This is a genomic window from Pedobacter sp. WC2501 (assembly GCF_052682415.1).
This window is the reverse complement of record NZ_JBQZFI010000001.1, coordinates 3,025,313-3,043,561: the sequence shown is the minus strand read 5'-3', so window position 1 is coordinate 3,043,561 and position 18,249 is coordinate 3,025,313. Positions and strand designations below refer to the sequence as shown.

Genomic DNA, 18,249 nt, shown 5'->3' with positions numbered 1-18,249 from the left:
GTTTTGGGAATTCTACCCTAGCTTTCAACTTACAGTAATCTCTATTTGTAGAACCTGTGTAACCCACACCATAAAACCTGATATTGCCCATTGGATCTAAAAAAATTTTACTGGAAGTTGCTTGTATATTGTAAGCTTCGTTCGGCTCATTTTCCTAATTGTGTTATTACTTGCCGTATTTCGCAAAAAGATCTAGAAGCATCTTGTCATTCACATCAATTCCATTTCCAGAAAATCGAACGATTCCTTTGGGATCAATTACAATCATGTGGGGAATGCCCTGAATATTAAAATCTTTCCAGGTACTAGGCTTTTGCATCATGCTATAAAACTCAACTGGTGGACCATCAAATGCATAAATTTCTTCTGGAGATTCATCTGTTGTGGCCGCTATAAAGACTGCTTTGTCTTTATACTTTCGATGAAGTTCATTAACGTGGGCAAAGCCAGAAATACAAGGCTTGCAACTTGTGCCCCAGAAGTCGAGTACAACAAATTTTCCAGTGAGATTTGGCACTTCAGATAGCCATTCTACTGCGTTAATAGCTGGCGCTTTTGTTCCTATTGCTAATCCTCCCATTGAAAGATCCGACTTTTCCTTGACAGTGGCATTTGTTTTTGATTGCCCATACACATGACTTGCGAACGAAACCACGATTAATGTAATTGCTAATTTTGCTTTCATAGTATTGTCTTTATTTTGATGTACTTGTTAAAATTATTCCGGGAAAAGATCTGCGGGCAGCAGGACTGAGTTTGATAATAGCTTCCTTAACCGGGCTTTCATTGATTTTACTCCGCAAATAAGTTTGTATGATATAGGCATTAATATCGGAGTTTGGGTTTTCTACCAACCATTTCTTTGCGAGCTCGGTCTCTTTAGCCTTAGCTTCTTTTTCTACCTTCATCATTCGATCTAAAAGACCCGGTGCTTTGAGAAGTCCATCGTAAGATCCTGTTTCGGCCATACGCATCATAGAAGTATCAATAAGTAATTTTTTTCTCGAAAAAACATCCTGGCTTTCCAACAACTCAGTAAATAGGATATAATCCATCATGTAAGGCGCATCACTTGATACTTTTGCTTTTTTTAGCTCACCACGCTTTCCCTGTAACTGCACTTTCCCTCCATCGAGATATAGTTTGCGATGCTCAGGGTTTTGCCCTATAAGTGCTACCCGAAGTGCGTATGTCCCGGCACCAGGAAGTACTGTTTTAAACTTAAATACACCATTGCTCACCGATGCTGTATCATGAAATCTTTTCCCAGAGAGCCTAGACCGCAGGTCGCTCAAAATTACTTTTGTATTGTTTTGCAAACCAATAAGATTCCCCGTAAACTCTAGTTCTTGTGCACTGACAAAAAGTGTAGAAAGGAGTAGCACATTTAATATCAAGTATTTCATTTATATATGTTAATCAGTTAAAATTTAATCAATTTAGACGAACCGCGATTAGGATTGCAGTTCGTCAGCACACTATTATGGATTATCTACCAGGCCATTACTTTCATTAAGCATCCGCTCGCCAAACTTCAACACAAATCTTTCTGGCTTAAGCTGATACGTGGATGCCACAGTTCCATTGGCATTATAGATTTCGTGCGTATAATCAACATGGTTGTTGTAAATCGGATCTTGGGACAAGCGACGCATATCTAACCAACGAAGGCCAGTAATGGCAAATTCCCGGATACGTTCATCCAAAATGAACCGCACCAACGCCTGCTGATCAGAACCCACATCCGCAGGGACTTTGAATGCAGTTCCTGCAATTCTTTTTGCCCGAAGGACTTCCAAATCTGCCACAGCACCTACTAAATCATTCGCCCTCGCTTTTATTTCAGCACGCATTAAATACATATCAGGAAGTGAAGGACCCACGTTAACTCCATCAAAAAAGGACGCTCTTCGCCTCATTCCGAGCGGCTTAGGAGAAGTAGTGGATATTTGAAAAGGCGTAAATAAACTTAGCCGTCGGTCGGTTGAAGTATACAAGCTGGCCGTTTGCGGGCTAAAAACGAATGCATCAATAGCTGAAAGCTGGCGCCATCCAGCCGTTATATTATAAATTACTTCCATATTGTTAGCTGCTAGTGGCTCATTGTCAAGGCCAAATCCACTATCAGGAAACCATGAACCGGCTGCGGTCTGGTTATCAGGATTTAATACTATTGTATAGTCGTAAAACCCTAATGGAATTGTTGCTTTTGCAAGTTCTGTGAAAGCAGCATCTATATGCGGCCTGGCTGCAGTGTAATTGTTCATGGCCATATAAACCCTGGAAAGATAAAATTCGGCCGCTAGTTTGGAAATTTTACGACGATGCGTAATTGCTCCCAAATTAGGCAGGGCATCCATTAAATCCTTAATCACCAGATTATAGCCTTCCTGTAAAGTGCCACGCACAAAATCCTTTTGGTTAACATCTGCTGTTGTAAGGCTTGGAATTCCCAGATCAGTACCGGCCGTTGTAGCGTTATAGGGTTTCGTAAAATCAGAAAGGAACATGAAATTACAAATTGCCCTGCCTACTTTCGCTTCGGCCAATAATGCCAGCTTTTGTCCTTCCATACCCTCTTTCGAATCCATTACTTCATTGATTACTTTATTGAAGAGATAAAGTTTGCGGATATAGCCGTTTACGTTTGTAATTTCATTTGGTAGTTGATCATTATCATAGACCCGGTCTTCATATCTAAACAAACGCTGTTGACGGAGTAAAACGGCTCCACTCAAATTGTTAAAAAAGGGATTTAACCCAGCCATCTCGTCTCCCCTATATACACTGGGCTCGAAGCTGGTTGCAATGTAATTAGCATTTAAGATCTTTTCATAATCTCCGGTAGTGATGGCAATCGTTTGCCCTTTGGGTATAATTTCTAAAAATTCCTTTTTACAGGAAACCTGCGATAACATCGAAAAAAGCAATAATGACCCTATTATATATTTTTTGAAAATTTTCATATCTATCAATTTATTAATAATTAAAAGGTAATATGAGCACCTAAACTTACCGTACCTTGAGCGTCGCGAATGGTTCCTGTAAATTCTGGATCCATACCTTGACCATTTGCGGTCCACAGCAATATGTTATTTACTTGAATCCTAAAGGAAATGGCCTGAGCATTGATGTGTTTCGCCACCGTTTGAGGAAGGCTGTAAGCTAGCGTCACATCTCGAAGCTTAGCGTAAGCCCCATCTAAAAAAAACTGCTGAGAGCTGATATAGTAACTTAAATTACGGGCATTGGCAATCGCTGCAGACGGTGCAAATCTAGGAATATCTGTTCTGAGCTCATCGCCAGGAACTTTCCAACGGTTTAAGAATCCTAATTGCAAGTTATTGGTTGCAATTACCTGTTCGTTGGTAGTCGGATTGACGTTGCTACGTACTACGTAACCCCCATTGTAGATAATACTTGCGCTTAATTCAATAGATTTGTATCTAAAACTATTTTGTAAGCCGCCAGACCAAACTGGTTGCGAAGTTCCCATATAAAGGATATCATCTGGTGTGGCAACATTAATTGCTGCAGACATACTTCCATCAGCTCGTATAAACTGCGGATCACCAACCGAATTCAAGCCCCCGTAATTATAAGCAAAACGGGTATTTAACGGATAGCCAACAAGTCTGTTGGTACTCACCAAAGCAGCACCAGTTGCAGGCGCGTTTCCACGCAATTGTGTTAGCTTATTTTTATTATAGCTAAAGGTAAAGCCACTGCTCCACGTGAAATCCCTGGTCCTGATATTATTGGAATTCAGGCCGATATCAATCCCTTTATTCTCAAGATTGCCATAGTTGCCAATAACAAATTCGTACCCCGTAAATGGTGAGGTAGATAGGTCGCCGATCAGATCTTGCGTCTTTTTAATGTAGCCTTCTATAGATCCGCTCAATCTATTTTTAAATATAGCAAAATCTATCCCCGCATTGAACACTTTGGTTCCTTCCCAGGTTAGCTTGGAATTAGCTGGCGATGACAATAAAAATCCTGCCCCGGTAACATAATTAACATCATTTGATGCTGTTAAAATATCATAAGATGCCGCAGCCCCAACTGTTGGTGCATTTCCGGTAATACCATAGGTTAAACGGAAATCAAGTTGATCTAACCAATTCACCGGCTTCATAAAATTTTCTCTACCCAGAGCCCATTTACCACCGATACTATATACAGGTCTGTTTTGTGCGGATTTATCCCTTCCGAACAAATTACTTTCATCAATTCTCCAACTTGCGTTTAGCGTATATTTTCTATCAAAAGTATAACCGAGGTTAGCGAAGTAAGAAGTGGTTCTGGCAACCCGTCCCTCTCCGCCGCCGACATTATTCCCAGCAAGTGTAGCGGTCCCCGCTATAGCACCAGTAACTCCTGCAGCCAATCTAGCCAAATCTACCGGCCTTGAAGTTTGAAGTTGGTCATCCCATCCATAATACACAGCTGTAGTACTTACTGGCGTACTACTTGTTGCCTGTTGACCGGCCATTATTGATAACTGGTGTTTATTCCAATCCCGGTTATAAAGCAATTGATTCCTTAATGTCCATGCATTTGAGGTATTTGTTGACGTATTTAATCTTCCGCCACTGGCAGGTATATTATAGACTGGTGTTACTGTAGGGTTAGGGGCCACTGTGAATTGCATTACCTGCATCCTCATAGCATAACTATTCTCATTGAGCACATCTCTTGTGTTTACATTACTAACGTTGTAACCATATGTGCCCTGAAAATCAAGTCCTTTTAGAATATTTACGTTGACGCTACCTACCAACCTGGCATATAAGCCATTAATTGTACTATATGCCCTATCTTGCTCAAGAACAGGGTTGTAATTTAAATCAAGCCTGCTTCTTGATTGATAAATAGACCTAAGCGAATCTGGAAATGCGTTACCGTTCGGTAAACTACCTAAATAATTAACGTTTAAAGGATCACCATATGCATCCTGAAACATTTGATAGGGAACAATTGTACGGCTTGGATTATACGTATTTCCAGTTCTTACTACAATATTTGTTAAATCGGCATTAACAGAAGCTGTAATCCGTTTACCAAAGACAAAATTATTGTTTAAATTTATTTTATATTGATTGTTCTGTGTTCCTGGAGTATTATTTTGGGTTCCAATATGATTTAAAGATCCATAAAAAGTGTGTGCTTTTCCGCCACCGGAAACTGAAATTGTTTGGTTTAGCGAAGACGCGTCACGAACAAACAGATCGGCAATCTGATTCGTATTTGACAGGTTAGCTAAACTGTCCAATTTGAAATCAGCCTGTCCCTGCGTAATTTTTTTTCTAACAAGATCATATTGGATCTGCAGATGCGGAAGGCTATTAAAAACTGAAGTAACTCCAGTGTATCTACTATTAGTTGGATAATATTGTGGAAACAGTTCGCGAGCTACGGAGATAAACTGCTGAGAATTTAGTCTTTGAACATAATCAAGGTCTGGCCGACCCTGAAAGGCTAAATAACCATCATAGTCGATTTTTAGTTTATCACCTGCCTTACCTTTTTTTGTGGTAATTACGATAACCCCATTGGCTGCTTTTGCTCCCCAAATCGAAGCAGAAGTAGCGTCCTTAAGAATGTTAATATCTTCTACATCCTGGGCATTCAACCTGGTTAACTGATCAATAGTTCCATCGAACTCAATCCCATCAATTACTATCAAAGGGGCTGTTCCTGCATTAAGTGAACTTTGTCCACGGACTAATACGCCCGCAGGCCCCCGGGTAGTTAAACCGGGAACTAAACCTTCAAGTCGCGTAATGATATTGGGTGTACTTGTTCTATTTAGCATCACTTTTAAATCGGGCTTAGCAAATGATCCGGCGCTTCGATCTCTGGACACCTGCTGATATCCAGTATTATATTTAACTTCTACTCCAGAAAGTTCTTTATTTGACGGAACTAGTCGGATGGTTCCAATATCCCGTTTAGCAGCTACTTCAATTGGTTCGTAACCTACAAAAACAATAATGATAATCTCTTTTTCATCAATGCCCTGTAGATAGAATTCTCCTTTTTCATTGGTGACTGCTTTTCTAGGGTTGATTTTGAGGGAGATTGAAGCCCCTTGCATTGGATTTCCATTTTCGTCAACAACTCGCCCGCGCACATCAATCTCTGCAAATTTGGAAAGAAGCCTTTCTATAAATGAAGGCTCTTCAGGCTTTTTTATGGAGATAATTGTACCATCAATCGTATAACTAAGCGGGATACCTGTTAAAATAGATCTTAGTACTTCATCGATAGTCGCATCTTTTACGGCAACATCAATTTTTTTGTCCTTGGGAAGGATTTTAACATCGTAAAAGAAATCATAACCAGTTTGAGTTCTGATCTCTCTTAATACAGATTCTAACGGGGCATTTTTTTTGTTTAGCGTAACTTTCTGGCCAAATGTTGCTGCACTGACCTGCAAGAGAGATGCTAGAAGTATAACGGTAGTTAATCGCATAATTAGCATAATTTTTGAATACAGAGGTTTAGAAACAGCTGTACATATAGTATAAATTCTATACATTTGTTTAGGTTGGTTTTACAGACATCCCCAACTTTCGACGGAGAAGGATGCTGTGGTAAACGATAAGTTAATTCCAAGCTGAACCAGTGCTAACAATGTTAGGGCTGGTTTTTTTGTTTCTAAGTCTGGTTTTGTAGATTTTTCTTCATGTTGGTTTGGTTGTTAGGTTATTGATATGGTTGATTGATTTGGTTCTATATTATTGCGTGACGTAAATTTTCCGGTCCTTCACTTTAAACTTAACAAGACCTGAGGATTCGATAGATCTTAGAACTGCCGAAAGTGGTTGATCTCTTGATATCCATCCGCCAGATACCATGTCATTTGGCACAGATGCGTCATAAATAACCTCCACATTATACCATCTGGCAATTTCCCGCATTGCTGTTTTGAAATTCACATGATTTAAATGAAAATCTCCTTTTGTCCAACTTACAACTTGCTCTACATTCGCTAGCGCGACTGCAATCGCTGCACCATTAGAAGTTGCTTGTTCTCCAGGTTTGATTTTCTTTTGGTCTTTCCTACTGCTCACCTGAACGGAACCTTCTAATAATGTCGTTGCCACATTAGGCTCATCAGCATAAGAGTTAATATTGAAATGTGTACCCAAAACCTCCACTTCCTGACCTTTACTTTGTACCACAAATGGATGACGCCTATCTTTTGCTACCTCAAAATAAGCTTCGCCATCAAGTTTCACGCTCCGTTTACCATCAACTACCAGTTTAGCTGAATAGGTTAATGAAGAAGCAGCGTTAAGCCAAACCATAGAACCGTCGGGCAAACCTACCTGATAAGTTTCTCCTTTAGGGGTAGATATCGTATTTATTGAATTAGCTTGATTTGTTTCCCCACTAACCTGGTAAATCAATTTCCCATTTGCAGTTTTAGTTATGATAACACTGCCCTCTTTTGCAAGTTCCCCACTGCCTACATCCGAAAGGTTAATTTTTTTTCCGTTAGCCAAAGTAAGGGTAGCTCCATTATTAGCAGGAAAAATGTTCTGCCCTAAATTAGAAACAACCTGTTCAGACTTGTTATTATTATAGAAATAAAGTCCTGCAATAGAAACCACAATCATAACTGCGGCAGCAATTGCAATGCGTGGCCAAAGGCTAAAGGTTTTCACTGGTTTCGATGTGGTATAAACGTAATCTGTTAGTAGATTATTTATCATGCGCTCTCCTTGACCGCTTTCGAACACGCTTGGGTGAATTGCCTCATCAAATGTTTCCCAATAATCCTTTAACAGATCCTTGGCCTGAAGATCATTGCCTTGGTCGGCAAGCAACAGGATTAATTCCTGCCGCTCTTGCGTAGAGCATTCGTCAGCTAACTGCTTCTTGAATAAATAATTTAGTCTTTCGTCCACTTTTTTTCTATTCTAATTGAAGACCTAAGTAACCCAAGCCCACTCTCCTTTAAAGACACATAGATTTCAAAATCGGGATATAGAATTTGAAAAAAATTAAAGAAATTTATATATCATCGAAATTCAGCACAAAATGAGTGGACAATTATTGCTGATATTTGATGATAGCCAATAAAACCCCTAAGGCGGTATGTGATTTGATGAACTTAGTAACCGAACTGGCTGCCCATTGTTGGTATTTTTTGACCGAGTCGGTAGATATACCCATCTGTTCAGCAATTTCTCTGGTCTTTAATCCTTTTTGTCTCAGCATAAGTACTTTTTGTTGAGATTGGGGAAGCTGTGCAACTGCACGATTGAGGACATCCTGATATTCGTCGTCCAACTTGAACATGCCTGTATCATCACCCGAATGAAGAATATCATCTATATATAACTGTCCGTGCTTTCTGTCCTTTATAATCTTCCTGAGGCAATTTATAGTGTAATTTCTTGTCAGGATAAATAAATAAGATGTGAACTTATCCAACTTCGGGAGCGCTTCCCTGTTTTCCCAAATCTTTACGAAGACATCTTGCACAATCTCCTCACACATTTGCACTGACTCTAAAAGTGTGTACACATACTTTGCCAGGGGCTCATGATAGGCATGGAATAGTTCAACAAAGGCCCGGTCATCCCCTTCCGCAATTCTTTGCAGCAATTCTTTTTCATTATGAAGGGGCTTGATTGCCATTTTCGACGTATACTTTAGCCAAATATACAAATTGAAAAAGAATGTGCACTAAATGGCTTAAGGGGAGATCGCATTATCCAAAAATTTTCTTGTTCACATTTTTTCTTATGATATTCTATTGCTCTTATCTGGTCCTGGCTGTTTCAATTAGTTTTTCGATCTGCTCAGTCAGATGCTCCCCCCGAAGATTAATTCCCAAAACAACACCGTCTGGATCTAGTAACCAATTTTGAGGAATGGCATCTACACCATACAAGATTGCTGCCCCATTCTTTTTTCCCTTGAGGTCGCTAACTTGCGTCCAAGGCATTCTGTCTTGCTTTATGGCCTTCAGCCAGGCACTTTTATTATCGTCGATCGATACGCCAATAACAGTAAATTTTTTATCCTTAAGTTTTTGGTAGGCTCGTAAAACATTCGGATTTTCAGCTCTACATGGCCCGCACCAGCTTGCCCAGAAATCAACCAATACATACTTGCCTCTAAATGATGAAAGCTTTACAGGATTAGCGGCCGTATCAGTTTGTACGAAATCCGGTGCTTTTTTTCCCAGCGCGGTCGTGTTTGATCTGCGCAATATTTCTGCCCATCGCTTTCCTTCCGGAGTGCTCTTGATTTGCTTGGAAAGCGGAAGAAATAATGGTTCCAGTTTGCCTGCATCTACACTACCGCCCAGATATTCATCAAGCATAGCAAGCGCAATAGGGGAATTTGTATTGCTTTTGATGTAATTTGGATAAACCTGCTCGATCATACTGTCATAAACCTTTTTACTGTCAGCCCGTATCGACTTAACCCTGGCGGTATCTTTAGCTTTTCTGGCGGCGGCATTCAACACATCAAACTCCTCCATCTGCTTATAATAGACATTCAATGCCGTTCGCACTTTATTGTATTCTGTATTAGATAATGACCCTGAAGCGGTCACATCTTTTAAGGTTTTGTTATGGATTACTTCAATTTTTGATGACGGAGCAACGAATATCTTAGCATCGCCTCCAAGTCTGCGGCCTCCAAGATGAAGAAGGACCTGGCCGGGTACTGTACCTTTCAAGGTGTAAGCCCCGTTTACTACCGTTGTGGAATCCATTACCACATCCTGACCGTTGACATAGTAAGAATATATTTTTTTTCCATCCTTAATCGCACCATGAACTGTGCCGTGAACCAGATAGGATTTATCCTGAGCGGATGCTAGATTTAAAGTGAGGGCTAAAATGGCTAGTATGCTATATTGTCTCATTGTATTTTATTTTGTATTTATTTTCCAGGCGAATGGCAGTTTAAATCGCCGTTCGCCTGGTTATATCGATTACGGATTGTCTGCTAAACCATTAATTTCGTTGAAAGCAAGCTCAGGTTTATATTTCATAAAGACGCAACAGTTGAAAAATCGGGATATAAAAAATAAAAAATGTTTTACAGAGGCATAAACATTTTGAAGTATTAACCTGCGTATTATTCGTAAAATGCCGGGCACATTTTGTTTGATCTCCTTTCCATGAAAATGTTTGTCTATCAGGCTACCTTACCCTCATTAAAAAAGCTTCTGGCAATTAATTCTATATTTTTCAAATATGACAGATTCAATTCTTTCAGATTAATGAATATTGTCAATAAATGCCCCTCAATTCAATAGCACGCTTCCATCACTTAATTTAAGTATCCAATAAGATACCGAAGATATATTTTAGAAGAACAGGCTTTCAAAATTCAAAAACTAATATCTATACAATTGTAATCGCTGTAGTAAATCCAGACAAAACCGGTGTAAAAACGATTTAATTTTGCAGAAAAAAGGATATAAACTGATGCCATAAACAAACAAAAAAGCTTCGGTGGTACCGAAGCCTTTCAAGTACCGATCAGCAGGAGTACTTTGAACATTTAAATCGCCTTTTATTGCCTATTGAGCCTATAATTGAGGATTTGGAGAAAAAAAATTCATTTAAGAATGTGTTAGAATCGAGGTGATTTTAGATGATTACGGCTTCCGTAAGCCATTGCTTTTCATCTTGCTTAAGAGTCCGGGTGTTACGCCTATATAACCGGCGATGTACTTTTGTGGTAATTTAGGATGACGCACCAATTAATTTTCAATAATCTACTGGCAGTTTGCAGCAACCGGGAATTAATATAATAATGAAGATTTTTCTTTTAGATTTAGAGTTAAGCATAGCGACTCTACGGATTATGGTATAGTTTTGAGTTTCTAAACTCAACTTGGTTTCTCTCTCCTATATACGTGTCTCCTTAAGCTCAACCTAAGGCGCAAGACTACGGACAGATGGGGGATTAAAATCGATGATCATGGCAACCAAAAAGTTTCATCAAATTAAAAGGGAAATCGGGAATTTATCTTTTTTAAAACCAAAAAGATTGACCAGCTATCAGAAACAAATTTGATCTTAATTTGTACATTTAAATGTTAGCATACTTAGTTGTGACGGTGGCGGGATTCAATGCGTATGCTACTAATTTTATCCATGAAGAAGTTGATGCTGGTGTAAGTATAGAGGGAACTTCTCCGCCGGGAAATGGTAGAAGAACCTAAAACAGTTGACCAGTAACAGCCTCTAAAGACGACAAATAACGATCTTATGAAAATTACTTTAGTCCTATGCTCCATACTAATGATATTTGGTATCTCCCAACAAAATTCACCAAATGAGAAGCGCAGCCCAGCAAAAGGGAACCGGCTAGAAAGCTCCAATTCCGTAAAAAATAAAGTAAGCTATGTAGTTCATGTGAATTCACTTACTCCCTATGAACTCTATTTGGACGATATCCTCATTGATTTTTATTATGGAAATACCATCAGTAATACCACTGAATTGAACCCGTATCTACTAGGTAATGGCAAGCATACCTTGAAAATCAGATTTCTGCCTAAGGAAGAGGCATCTGACAAAATGCTATCACCAGCAGACCTCATTTTTAATGAAACTGCGAGATGGCACCTCTACTTTTTAAAAACTGTTGCTGACAAAAATGATCCATTAGGCTATTCAAATGAGTTAGACTATACCAAAGGTGAGTTAAAAATCAAAGCCCCAAGCACCAAAGTTCCGTTTTGGGAACAAACCTGGGCGCTTGATGTAAAAGACTTACCCTATCAAGTAAAGGGCTGGAGCGAAAGTGAGGATGTGAGAAAAAAAGATCAAGATATGCTGCAAAAAGAGGTCGTTAGATATTTTTCTCATCTAAAAGATTTGCTCAATAACGGGAAAATTGATGATTTCCGTAAGCTGTGTAAAAAGAGAGACCAGGAAATTGATGTAGTTACCTATACCACGCCAGAAGATTCTAAAATTGATGATCAAAACAATAAAGAAAGGCTGTTGAAAATATGTCCTGGAAATATGCAGGCATTGAACAATTATGAAATGAAAATCTATGGAAATGGCAAGTTGGTTACCCTGGTAATCTCCAGTGGCAAGTACAAAAACTGGAGTGCTTTGATGAGTAAAACGCCCAAAGGAAGAGTAACCAGCTGGGGTGCAATATTACATCTGCCAAAAGGCTCAATTACTTTAGAAATGATTAGAAAATAAGGCTAAAACATGTCGGTGAAATTGCTTTTAAAACATGTGCAAAAATTAATTAGCCACGGAAACAGAAATCACGGAGGAAATTAAAGTCTTTTCGTGTTTTTCGTTTTTCCGTGGCAAACATAACGCTTAGGCATATGCAGAAAGAAGAAGAATGATCAGAGAAAAGTTAAAAGCGATTTCCCTGTAAAACATGCAGATAGCCGGAAAAATACCAGTTAAATACATTATCCTATTTTCCCTTTAACTTATTATAAAAAGACAGACATGAAAAAAATGTTGACTATCCTGTTTCCTCTGGAAAGCACTATTAATCAAATCACCAGATTGCTTTTCTGGCTCAAGTATTAGTGGTTGGGAAGCTGTTGTGGCTAACTTGTGCTTTCAAAACTTAAAAAATTAATCATTTTTAATAACGCGCAAATCAATACGAAATAAAAAACCGGAGCCAAGATTAAAAAAACTGAACTCCGGTGAAGTACCACTCAGAAGATGTAAACTAATTCTAGTATCATAACTCAAAAACGACAAGTAATTCAGGACAAGTCATTTGTTAACGCTTCTATAGCATTTGCAACGTTTGTTCGCCAGCAAATTAGGTGGTCAGTTTGCCATGGAATCACATGGTTAGTTTCTCCGAAATATACAAACTACCATGGAATGATGATGAAGATGCATTGTTGGCAGAACGTTTTAGTGAAGGCATCAAGATTACCCAGCTCGCTAAACTTCATTCACGGACTTACGGAGACATTAAAGTCAGGCTCGTCGAACTCTTACAGAAATAACAAAGCCCAACAGTTTTAAACCGCCGGGCTTTGCTAAGTAAGTTACATTTTTCTTAGCGAGACGCTAAGACTAGATGGGGGGAAACAAAGCCCAACAATTTTACATCGTTAGGCTTTGGAATGTTATTTTGGCACAGACTAAAAGTTCGCATAAGCTTGGGGTAGCTTTTATAACAATAAGTTATATACCAAAAGCTTTGACGGCCAGTAGCTCCCAGTATTGCTTAGAACAAGAATACTGGTACTGATAGGTAGAACCGCTACCTACAGAAATACTTATGTTATTCCCTTTTTTTGTAACAAGGTCATCTGAGATTGTAATTGTCAATAAATCACCTCTCAAAATTACAGGAAGTAGCCTTAAAACCCTTATTCCTTTACTTAGCTCTTTCTTGGTATATAAAGAATAGCTTAGAAAATTAACTTTATCGGTAATTGATTTTGAAAATTGAAAATCAGAAGAAGTATTATCTCTTGCAAAGACGGCAGGCCTTTCCTTTGTTCCTTGAGAGATTATATGCTTTTCAATACTCACATTAATCAAGCTATCCAAATCATTTTTATGTTGTGCCGAGCAAATAAAAACAGAATTAAGAAAGCAAATGGCAACAGCCATAAAATTTTTCATAGGTCTTTATTTTTTAGGGGTTACAAAACGCTTTTGGGGTATCGTTGCCGTTACACCAGATTGATTATAAATATAGACTGTTCCGTCTCTTCTGGAAAAAACATATCCTGTACCAGAGATTTTTTAGGTCTGTGTAGTACAGAATTTACTTATCGTTTTAATAATACTATAAACAGCAACTTGAGTTAATTAGTAAAAATTATCTACAGGGCACAAACTGGTGTAATTTTGCCATTTTTTGTTCGATCATGGATCTCATGACATTATGATTTACAAGAATTTTGTGATTGGCTGAGTGGCCTGTTCCAAAAAACTCCACGGTTTTAACAATATTAAAGTCTACGATCTCAGGTTTCGGGGAAAAACCAATGGTACTTGGAATATATTTAATTCGGCTACAAACGGGGCATTTTGAAAATTCCAACTCGTCCATCTTTATTTCTTTTTCTAAAGACGGAATAATTACTTGGACTACATGTTCTGCTATTTTACCACCTTTGGATAAACTGAGTGTTCTACTATCCAATCCCATTGGTTTAAAATACAGGTCATAAGAATTTATTTCTGCGAATAATTCCCCAAAAACCCAATTCAATGTCATGACTTTTTGTTTTTTTAGATCTGGTTCTTTCTTGATAACAAAATCATTCTCTTGTTCACCAAACACGCCACAATAAAGACAACTATCGTTATACGTATTAGTCAGATAATCGGGTGATTCCGGTTGTGGATAAGCAAAAGCTCGTCCTCCTGTAAAAACTAATATTTCTGAATCCAATATTTCTTGGGAAGAAAATTTTGTGCCAATAATACTATCGTGTAAATTGTGACTATCTACAATTTTCGCAATCATTTCATATTCGTGTGAGTCCTCTTCCATATCTTTCGAAAAATAAGCTGTTCCAATATCTTCATTTAAAAGTATTTCAAGATTCTTCTTCATTAATGAATCTTCAATTTTCCCTGATATTCTTCTAATAATCTTCATAACTTATAAGCCTAATCTTTGTAAAATCTCTGGATAATTTGCATAAATTTTTCTTGCAGCATTTTCTATCTGGACCTTTGTAACATTATTCGTTCTTAAAATTGTGTTATCTGTAATATATCCGATCTCTTTTCTCCATGCGTTGGTCAAAGCTTGATGCTCAGTTTTAGTTAATACTATAGATGTCATCTCAGCAGCCTTTTCGCCTAATATTCCCGCAAACCTTTTTTCAATAAGATGATGAACCTCGACACTCAATCCCTTCGTTAAAGCCTTTAAAACTTTGTAACTTTTGAAACCATATTTACCTGCAATACCAAACTTAAACAAAGAAAATCCATATTTACTATACTTAAATCCTTTTATCTTTATGGGGAAAAATAAAGTAGCAACATCCATCACATTATCGACGAATTGTTCTCCTCCTTTATGGTCCAAAGTACAGAATCCGCCGCATTTGTGATTATTTGGTGTAGAATAACTATCAAATGACCCGTCTCCATTCCTTCTCAGTCCTTGTCCTGGAGTATTGGAAATTATACGGCCATTTTGAATTTCTTGCTTTTCTGGATCCTGCTCCTCTTCATTCTCACTAGGGGCTTTATAAACATTTACTAAATCACTATCATTAATTCCATGTTCTTTCTTCCAATCTTCTGTGGACATTCCATCAGGATCTATCATTGAGATAGGATTATTCATCCCATAATTATATGGCGAAACGGAATTAAAGTCTTCCGCTAAGGGATCCACCCCATTCCAGCGCCCAATAACCGGATCATAGAATCTAGCACCATAATCATACTGTCCAAGCCCGTCCTGCAGCTCCTTGCCGTTGTAAAGATAGTTGTTCCTTGCACCATTTACAAAACTGTTGTAGGTTTTGCCGAATGGATAATAATCATCGGACTGCACCTTGGTTCCGTTCTGGTCAAAGCTGTAGCGGCTGTTGCCCAGGTGGTCCTTCAGTGCGTACTCGTAAACGTAGGATGTTGCAGTACTGCGCCTAGCAATGCCCTCTTCGGTCTGCACAAAATCTATGGTGCCGCCCACATACTGGATCCCGTCCACATAGTCGGTCGTGACCCCACCCGCAACGCGCCCCAGCTTTCTGCCATTGGCATCGTAGGTGTAGGTGGCCGCATTAGGACCGCCCACCGAAGCTATCAGGTTGAGGTGGTTGTAAGCGAAGGTGTTCGTGCCATCGCCCACCGCATTGCCGTTCGCATCGTAGGTGTAGCTCCTGCTGGCCCCGCCCGTCACCGTGTTCAGCCGGTTGCCGGTATTGGCATAGTCGTAGACTTGGGGCGTGCCAGAGTTCCGCGTAAGGGTGAGCAGGTTGCCCATCTCATCATACGTGATGTCCTTCTCATGGTGGCCCGTACTGGAGATTCCCGACCGGAGCCTGTTCAGGGCATCATAACTGTACGCATAGTTCTTGTCCAGGTTGCCCGGAACGCCCCAGTACTGCCCGGAGATGTTGCCGTTGAACTGCGGCACCGTGCCATCGTTGTACTTCAGCTCCATTTCGAACCCGGGCGTACTGGTCTTTTTGAGCCAGCCCCGCTCGTTGTAAAAGTAGCCCGTTGTCCGCAGCCCGTTGTGGTAGCTTTTCTCCCTCAGCTGCCCCACCTCGTTATAGTATTTTTGGGACATTAGCACCTCCGTACTGCCTGCATTCCCTATCTTATGATGGATGGTCGTTTGCCTGCCCGCATGGTCGTAACCGAAACGCTCGGCAATGACGGTGGCAGTGCCGTTTGCCGTATGCGTCCTGGTGCTTGCCGTTAGCTCGCCCACAAAGCTGTAGCTGTTCACCACAACATCGGTTCCGCCGTTCAGGTGGTTGTCGCTCCTGATCCGCAACAGACGGCCATCGTTATCATAGTAGTTAACCGTCCACAGCCACTGGTTCGAACTGCCCAGCACCTTCACCTTCGATGCCGTCAACAGCCCCCGGGTCATGCCGCTGTAACTGGCGCTCAAATTCTCGGGGATGCCGGGGATGTTGTAGTCGTCGTAATAATTTACCACATCGGGCTGAAGATTGGGAACGAATGATGGACAGCTCAGATTATTATACCCATGGTAATTTGCCGCTGTATTGTCCCGGGTCTCCCAATATGGGACAAGGGTGTTCACCGTGCCCTGCACTTCGGCACGAGTTCCATGATGGCCGATCTCTACACCCGTCATCACTGTTCGGCCCAGTGCATCATACTTGATGAAGCTCCTGATCGCCCCACCCCGCTGTACGGCATCCTGGGTAAAAACAACCTGATCCAGCGGATTGTAGATCACTTCCTCCCAACCCTTACCCGGGAGCTTTTTCTCGATCATACGGTTACGTCCATCATAATGATACGCATAGATATAGCCGCTGAAAGCTGCGTCGCTGCCCAGCTCGGTAAAACTGGTGGGATAACTTGCGCTGGGGATAGGAGGCACCACGTAGGCCAGGTTGCCATAGTCATCATAGATGTAATAGGTATCCAGCAGCAGATCCGATTCGCCGATTGCCCTTTTGCAGATCATCCGGTCCAACCTGTCCTTGTATGCCACCGTATAATTGCCGTTCTCATCCTTGATCTGGGTCTTGTAAAGTGTGCCGGCCGTGTAATAGGCACTATTCCAGGTAGCGCCGGCGCTATTGCCGTTCCATAACCAGCGCTTCACCTCGCCGACGCTGTTCACATTATAGCTACTGGTTACCGTATGCCCATTCCCCAGTTGCCAGGCTGTGCCGGGTGCTCCCTGTTCGGTAGCACGTCCAAGAGGCGAAGGCTCAAATGCAGTTTCTGCGTATGGATTTGGTATAATGGGAATGCCGTTGTTGCCAGTTGCATAGAACGCATCAACAGCCGCTGTGGCATTTACCTTATATTCGCCATTCGCCGCTCCCACATCAGCGTACGATAGGTACTTTTTATTTTCGCGCCCATATTGATCATAGGTGATCGGAACTACGAGATCTTTGCCACCCGGCGACGCCTGGCGTTGCACGCTCTGCATCGGACGGCCCAGCCCATCGAAATAGGTGGTCGCTGTTGATACCATGTTCACATCTCCGCTCAGGCTTTGCAGCGTAGCCACATCGGCAATTGCCTGCCTTGGGGTAAACGCCCTTACGAAATTGAGGTTACCGGGAGAGCACGGACTGCCACCGCTCGATGCCGAGCCAGTAATATTCAAGTGGATTGTGCCACTGTTGCTACTGTACCCTTCGGCAACAATATAGTAGGTTCCTGGAGAAAGGGTCGCCGAAAGATAGGATTCGACACTGTTGCCACCGCAGTGTACCGCGTAATCGTCGTCATTGTAGGCGATTTCGCCATAAGAGCCGTTCAAAAGATGAAGATAGGTGTCAAAGCCAGATCCACAGGTGGACACCGTAAGCTGCAGGCTATAGGGAACTGTAAACATGTACCAGACATCATCGCTAAGCTGGCCAGTGTTGGAATTGCCGCTGTTGAGGTTATTGCCGTAGCCCATGCTCGAAGCATTGCTCCTGAGATCCATGTAGCTGCTGTTGCAGCTCAGCCCTCCTACCTGTACCGGACTGTATTTGGATTGTGCGCATACCATGATCGGTGCCGATGCCAGAAATAGAGCAATTAGGTTCAGAAATGTTCTTTTCAT

13 protein-coding genes are annotated in these 18,249 nt (G+C 40.7%); 3 read left to right on the top strand and 10 right to left on the bottom strand.

Annotated elements, in window-relative coordinates:
• Positions 1–166 precede the first annotated feature (166 nt).
• The 7 genes from ACUN24_RS13075 to ACUN24_RS13045 all read right to left on the bottom strand — a co-directional run bounded on the left by ACUN24_RS13075 (position 167) and on the right by ACUN24_RS13045 (position 9,898).
• Entirely contained in the window at positions 167–685 is a 519-nt protein-coding gene (locus tag ACUN24_RS13075; RefSeq protein WP_445562869.1) for a TlpA family protein disulfide reductase, read from the bottom strand.
• 10 nt (positions 686–695) lie between these two features.
• Entirely contained in the window at positions 696–1,406 is a 711-nt protein-coding gene (locus tag ACUN24_RS13070) for a DUF4369 domain-containing protein (protein WP_445562868.1), read from the bottom strand.
• A 75-nt stretch (positions 1,407–1,481) separates the two neighbouring features.
• Positions 1,482–2,966, bottom strand: coding sequence for a RagB/SusD family nutrient uptake outer membrane protein (locus ACUN24_RS13065; protein WP_445562867.1), 1,485 nt, complete (start codon positions 2,964–2,966; stop codon positions 1,482–1,484).
• Between the two features lie 20 nt (positions 2,967–2,986).
• A complete protein-coding gene (locus tag ACUN24_RS13060) occupies positions 2,987–6,478 on the bottom strand; it encodes a SusC/RagA family TonB-linked outer membrane protein (protein ID WP_445562866.1) in 3,492 nt (1,163 codons plus the stop codon).
• A gap of 265 nt (positions 6,479–6,743) precedes the next feature.
• Positions 6,744–7,919 carry a FecR family protein gene (locus ACUN24_RS13055; protein ID WP_445562865.1) on the bottom strand — a complete coding sequence of 392 codons (1,176 nt, stop codon included), beginning with the start codon at positions 7,917–7,919 and terminating at the stop codon, positions 6,744–6,746.
• 145 nt (positions 7,920–8,064) lie between these two features.
• The gene (locus ACUN24_RS13050) at positions 8,065–8,655 is read right to left on the bottom strand and encodes an RNA polymerase sigma factor (RefSeq protein ID WP_445562864.1); all 591 of its coding nucleotides are present in this window, start codon (positions 8,653–8,655) and stop codon (positions 8,065–8,067) included.
• A 124-nt stretch (positions 8,656–8,779) separates the two neighbouring features.
• Positions 8,780–9,898 carry a redoxin domain-containing protein gene (locus ACUN24_RS13045; RefSeq protein ID WP_445562863.1) on the bottom strand — a complete coding sequence of 373 codons (1,119 nt, stop codon included), beginning with the start codon at positions 9,896–9,898 and terminating at the stop codon, positions 8,780–8,782.
• Positions 9,899–11,080: 1,182 nt separating this feature from the next.
• Here ACUN24_RS13045 and ACUN24_RS13040 point away from each other — a divergent pair.
• From ACUN24_RS13040 to ACUN24_RS13030, 3 genes are all read left to right on the top strand, one after another.
• On the top strand, positions 11,081–11,209 hold the full coding sequence (locus tag ACUN24_RS13040) for a hypothetical protein (protein ID WP_445562862.1): 129 nt from the start codon (positions 11,081–11,083) through the stop codon (positions 11,207–11,209).
• 46 nt (positions 11,210–11,255) lie between these two features.
• Entirely contained in the window at positions 11,256–12,209 is a 954-nt protein-coding gene (locus tag ACUN24_RS13035) for a hypothetical protein (protein ID WP_445562861.1), read from the top strand.
• A gap of 620 nt (positions 12,210–12,829) precedes the next feature.
• Positions 12,830–12,994, top strand: coding sequence for a hypothetical protein (locus ACUN24_RS13030; RefSeq protein ID WP_445562860.1), 165 nt, complete (start codon positions 12,830–12,832; stop codon positions 12,992–12,994).
• A 181-nt stretch (positions 12,995–13,175) separates the two neighbouring features.
• On the opposite strand, the gene ACUN24_RS13025 is transcribed toward ACUN24_RS13030, so the two are convergent.
• From ACUN24_RS13025 to ACUN24_RS13015, 3 genes are all read right to left on the bottom strand, one after another.
• Positions 13,176–13,622: a hypothetical protein gene (locus tag ACUN24_RS13025; RefSeq protein ID WP_445562859.1), complete on the bottom strand. Its 447-nt coding sequence runs from the start codon at positions 13,620–13,622 to the stop codon at positions 13,176–13,178.
• Positions 13,623–13,821: 199 nt separating this feature from the next.
• Entirely contained in the window at positions 13,822–14,610 is a 789-nt protein-coding gene (locus tag ACUN24_RS13020; protein ID WP_445562858.1) for a hypothetical protein, read from the bottom strand.
• Positions 14,611–14,613: 3 nt separating this feature from the next.
• Positions 14,614–18,249: a DUF6443 domain-containing protein gene (locus ACUN24_RS13015; RefSeq protein WP_445562857.1), complete on the bottom strand. Its 3,636-nt coding sequence runs from the start codon at positions 18,247–18,249 to the stop codon at positions 14,614–14,616.

What these genes read in the sequence shown, in the direction of transcription:
- ACUN24_RS13060 (WP_445562866.1), bottom strand. Translation starts at nt 6,478, where the DNA reads ATGCGATTAACTACCGTTATACTTCTAGCATCTCTCTTGCAGGTCAGT.
- ACUN24_RS13050 (WP_445562864.1), bottom strand. Translation starts at nt 8,655, where the DNA reads ATGGCAATCAAGCCCCTTCATAATGAAAAAGAATTGCTGCAAAGAATT.
- ACUN24_RS13035 (WP_445562861.1), top strand. Translation starts at nt 11,256, where the DNA reads ATGAAAATTACTTTAGTCCTATGCTCCATACTAATGATATTTGGTATC.
- ACUN24_RS13020 (WP_445562858.1), bottom strand. Translation starts at nt 14,610, where the DNA reads ATGAAGATTATTAGAAGAATATCAGGGAAAATTGAAGATTCATTAATG.
- ACUN24_RS13025 (WP_445562859.1), bottom strand. Translation starts at nt 13,622, where the DNA reads ATGAAAAATTTTATGGCTGTTGCCATTTGCTTTCTTAATTCTGTTTTT.
- ACUN24_RS13015 (WP_445562857.1), bottom strand. Translation starts at nt 18,249, where the DNA reads ATGAAAAGAACATTTCTGAACCTAATTGCTCTATTTCTGGCATCGGCA.
- ACUN24_RS13040 (WP_445562862.1), top strand. Translation starts at nt 11,081, where the DNA reads ATGTTAGCATACTTAGTTGTGACGGTGGCGGGATTCAATGCGTATGCT.
- ACUN24_RS13045 (WP_445562863.1), bottom strand. Translation starts at nt 9,898, where the DNA reads ATGAGACAATATAGCATACTAGCCATTTTAGCCCTCACTTTAAATCTA.
- ACUN24_RS13065 (WP_445562867.1), bottom strand. Translation starts at nt 2,966, where the DNA reads ATGAAAATTTTCAAAAAATATATAATAGGGTCATTATTGCTTTTTTCG.
- ACUN24_RS13075 (WP_445562869.1), bottom strand. Translation starts at nt 685, where the DNA reads ATGAAAGCAAAATTAGCAATTACATTAATCGTGGTTTCGTTCGCAAGT.
- ACUN24_RS13030 (WP_445562860.1), top strand. Translation starts at nt 12,830, where the DNA reads ATGGTTAGTTTCTCCGAAATATACAAACTACCATGGAATGATGATGAA.
- ACUN24_RS13070 (WP_445562868.1), bottom strand. Translation starts at nt 1,406, where the DNA reads ATGAAATACTTGATATTAAATGTGCTACTCCTTTCTACACTTTTTGTC.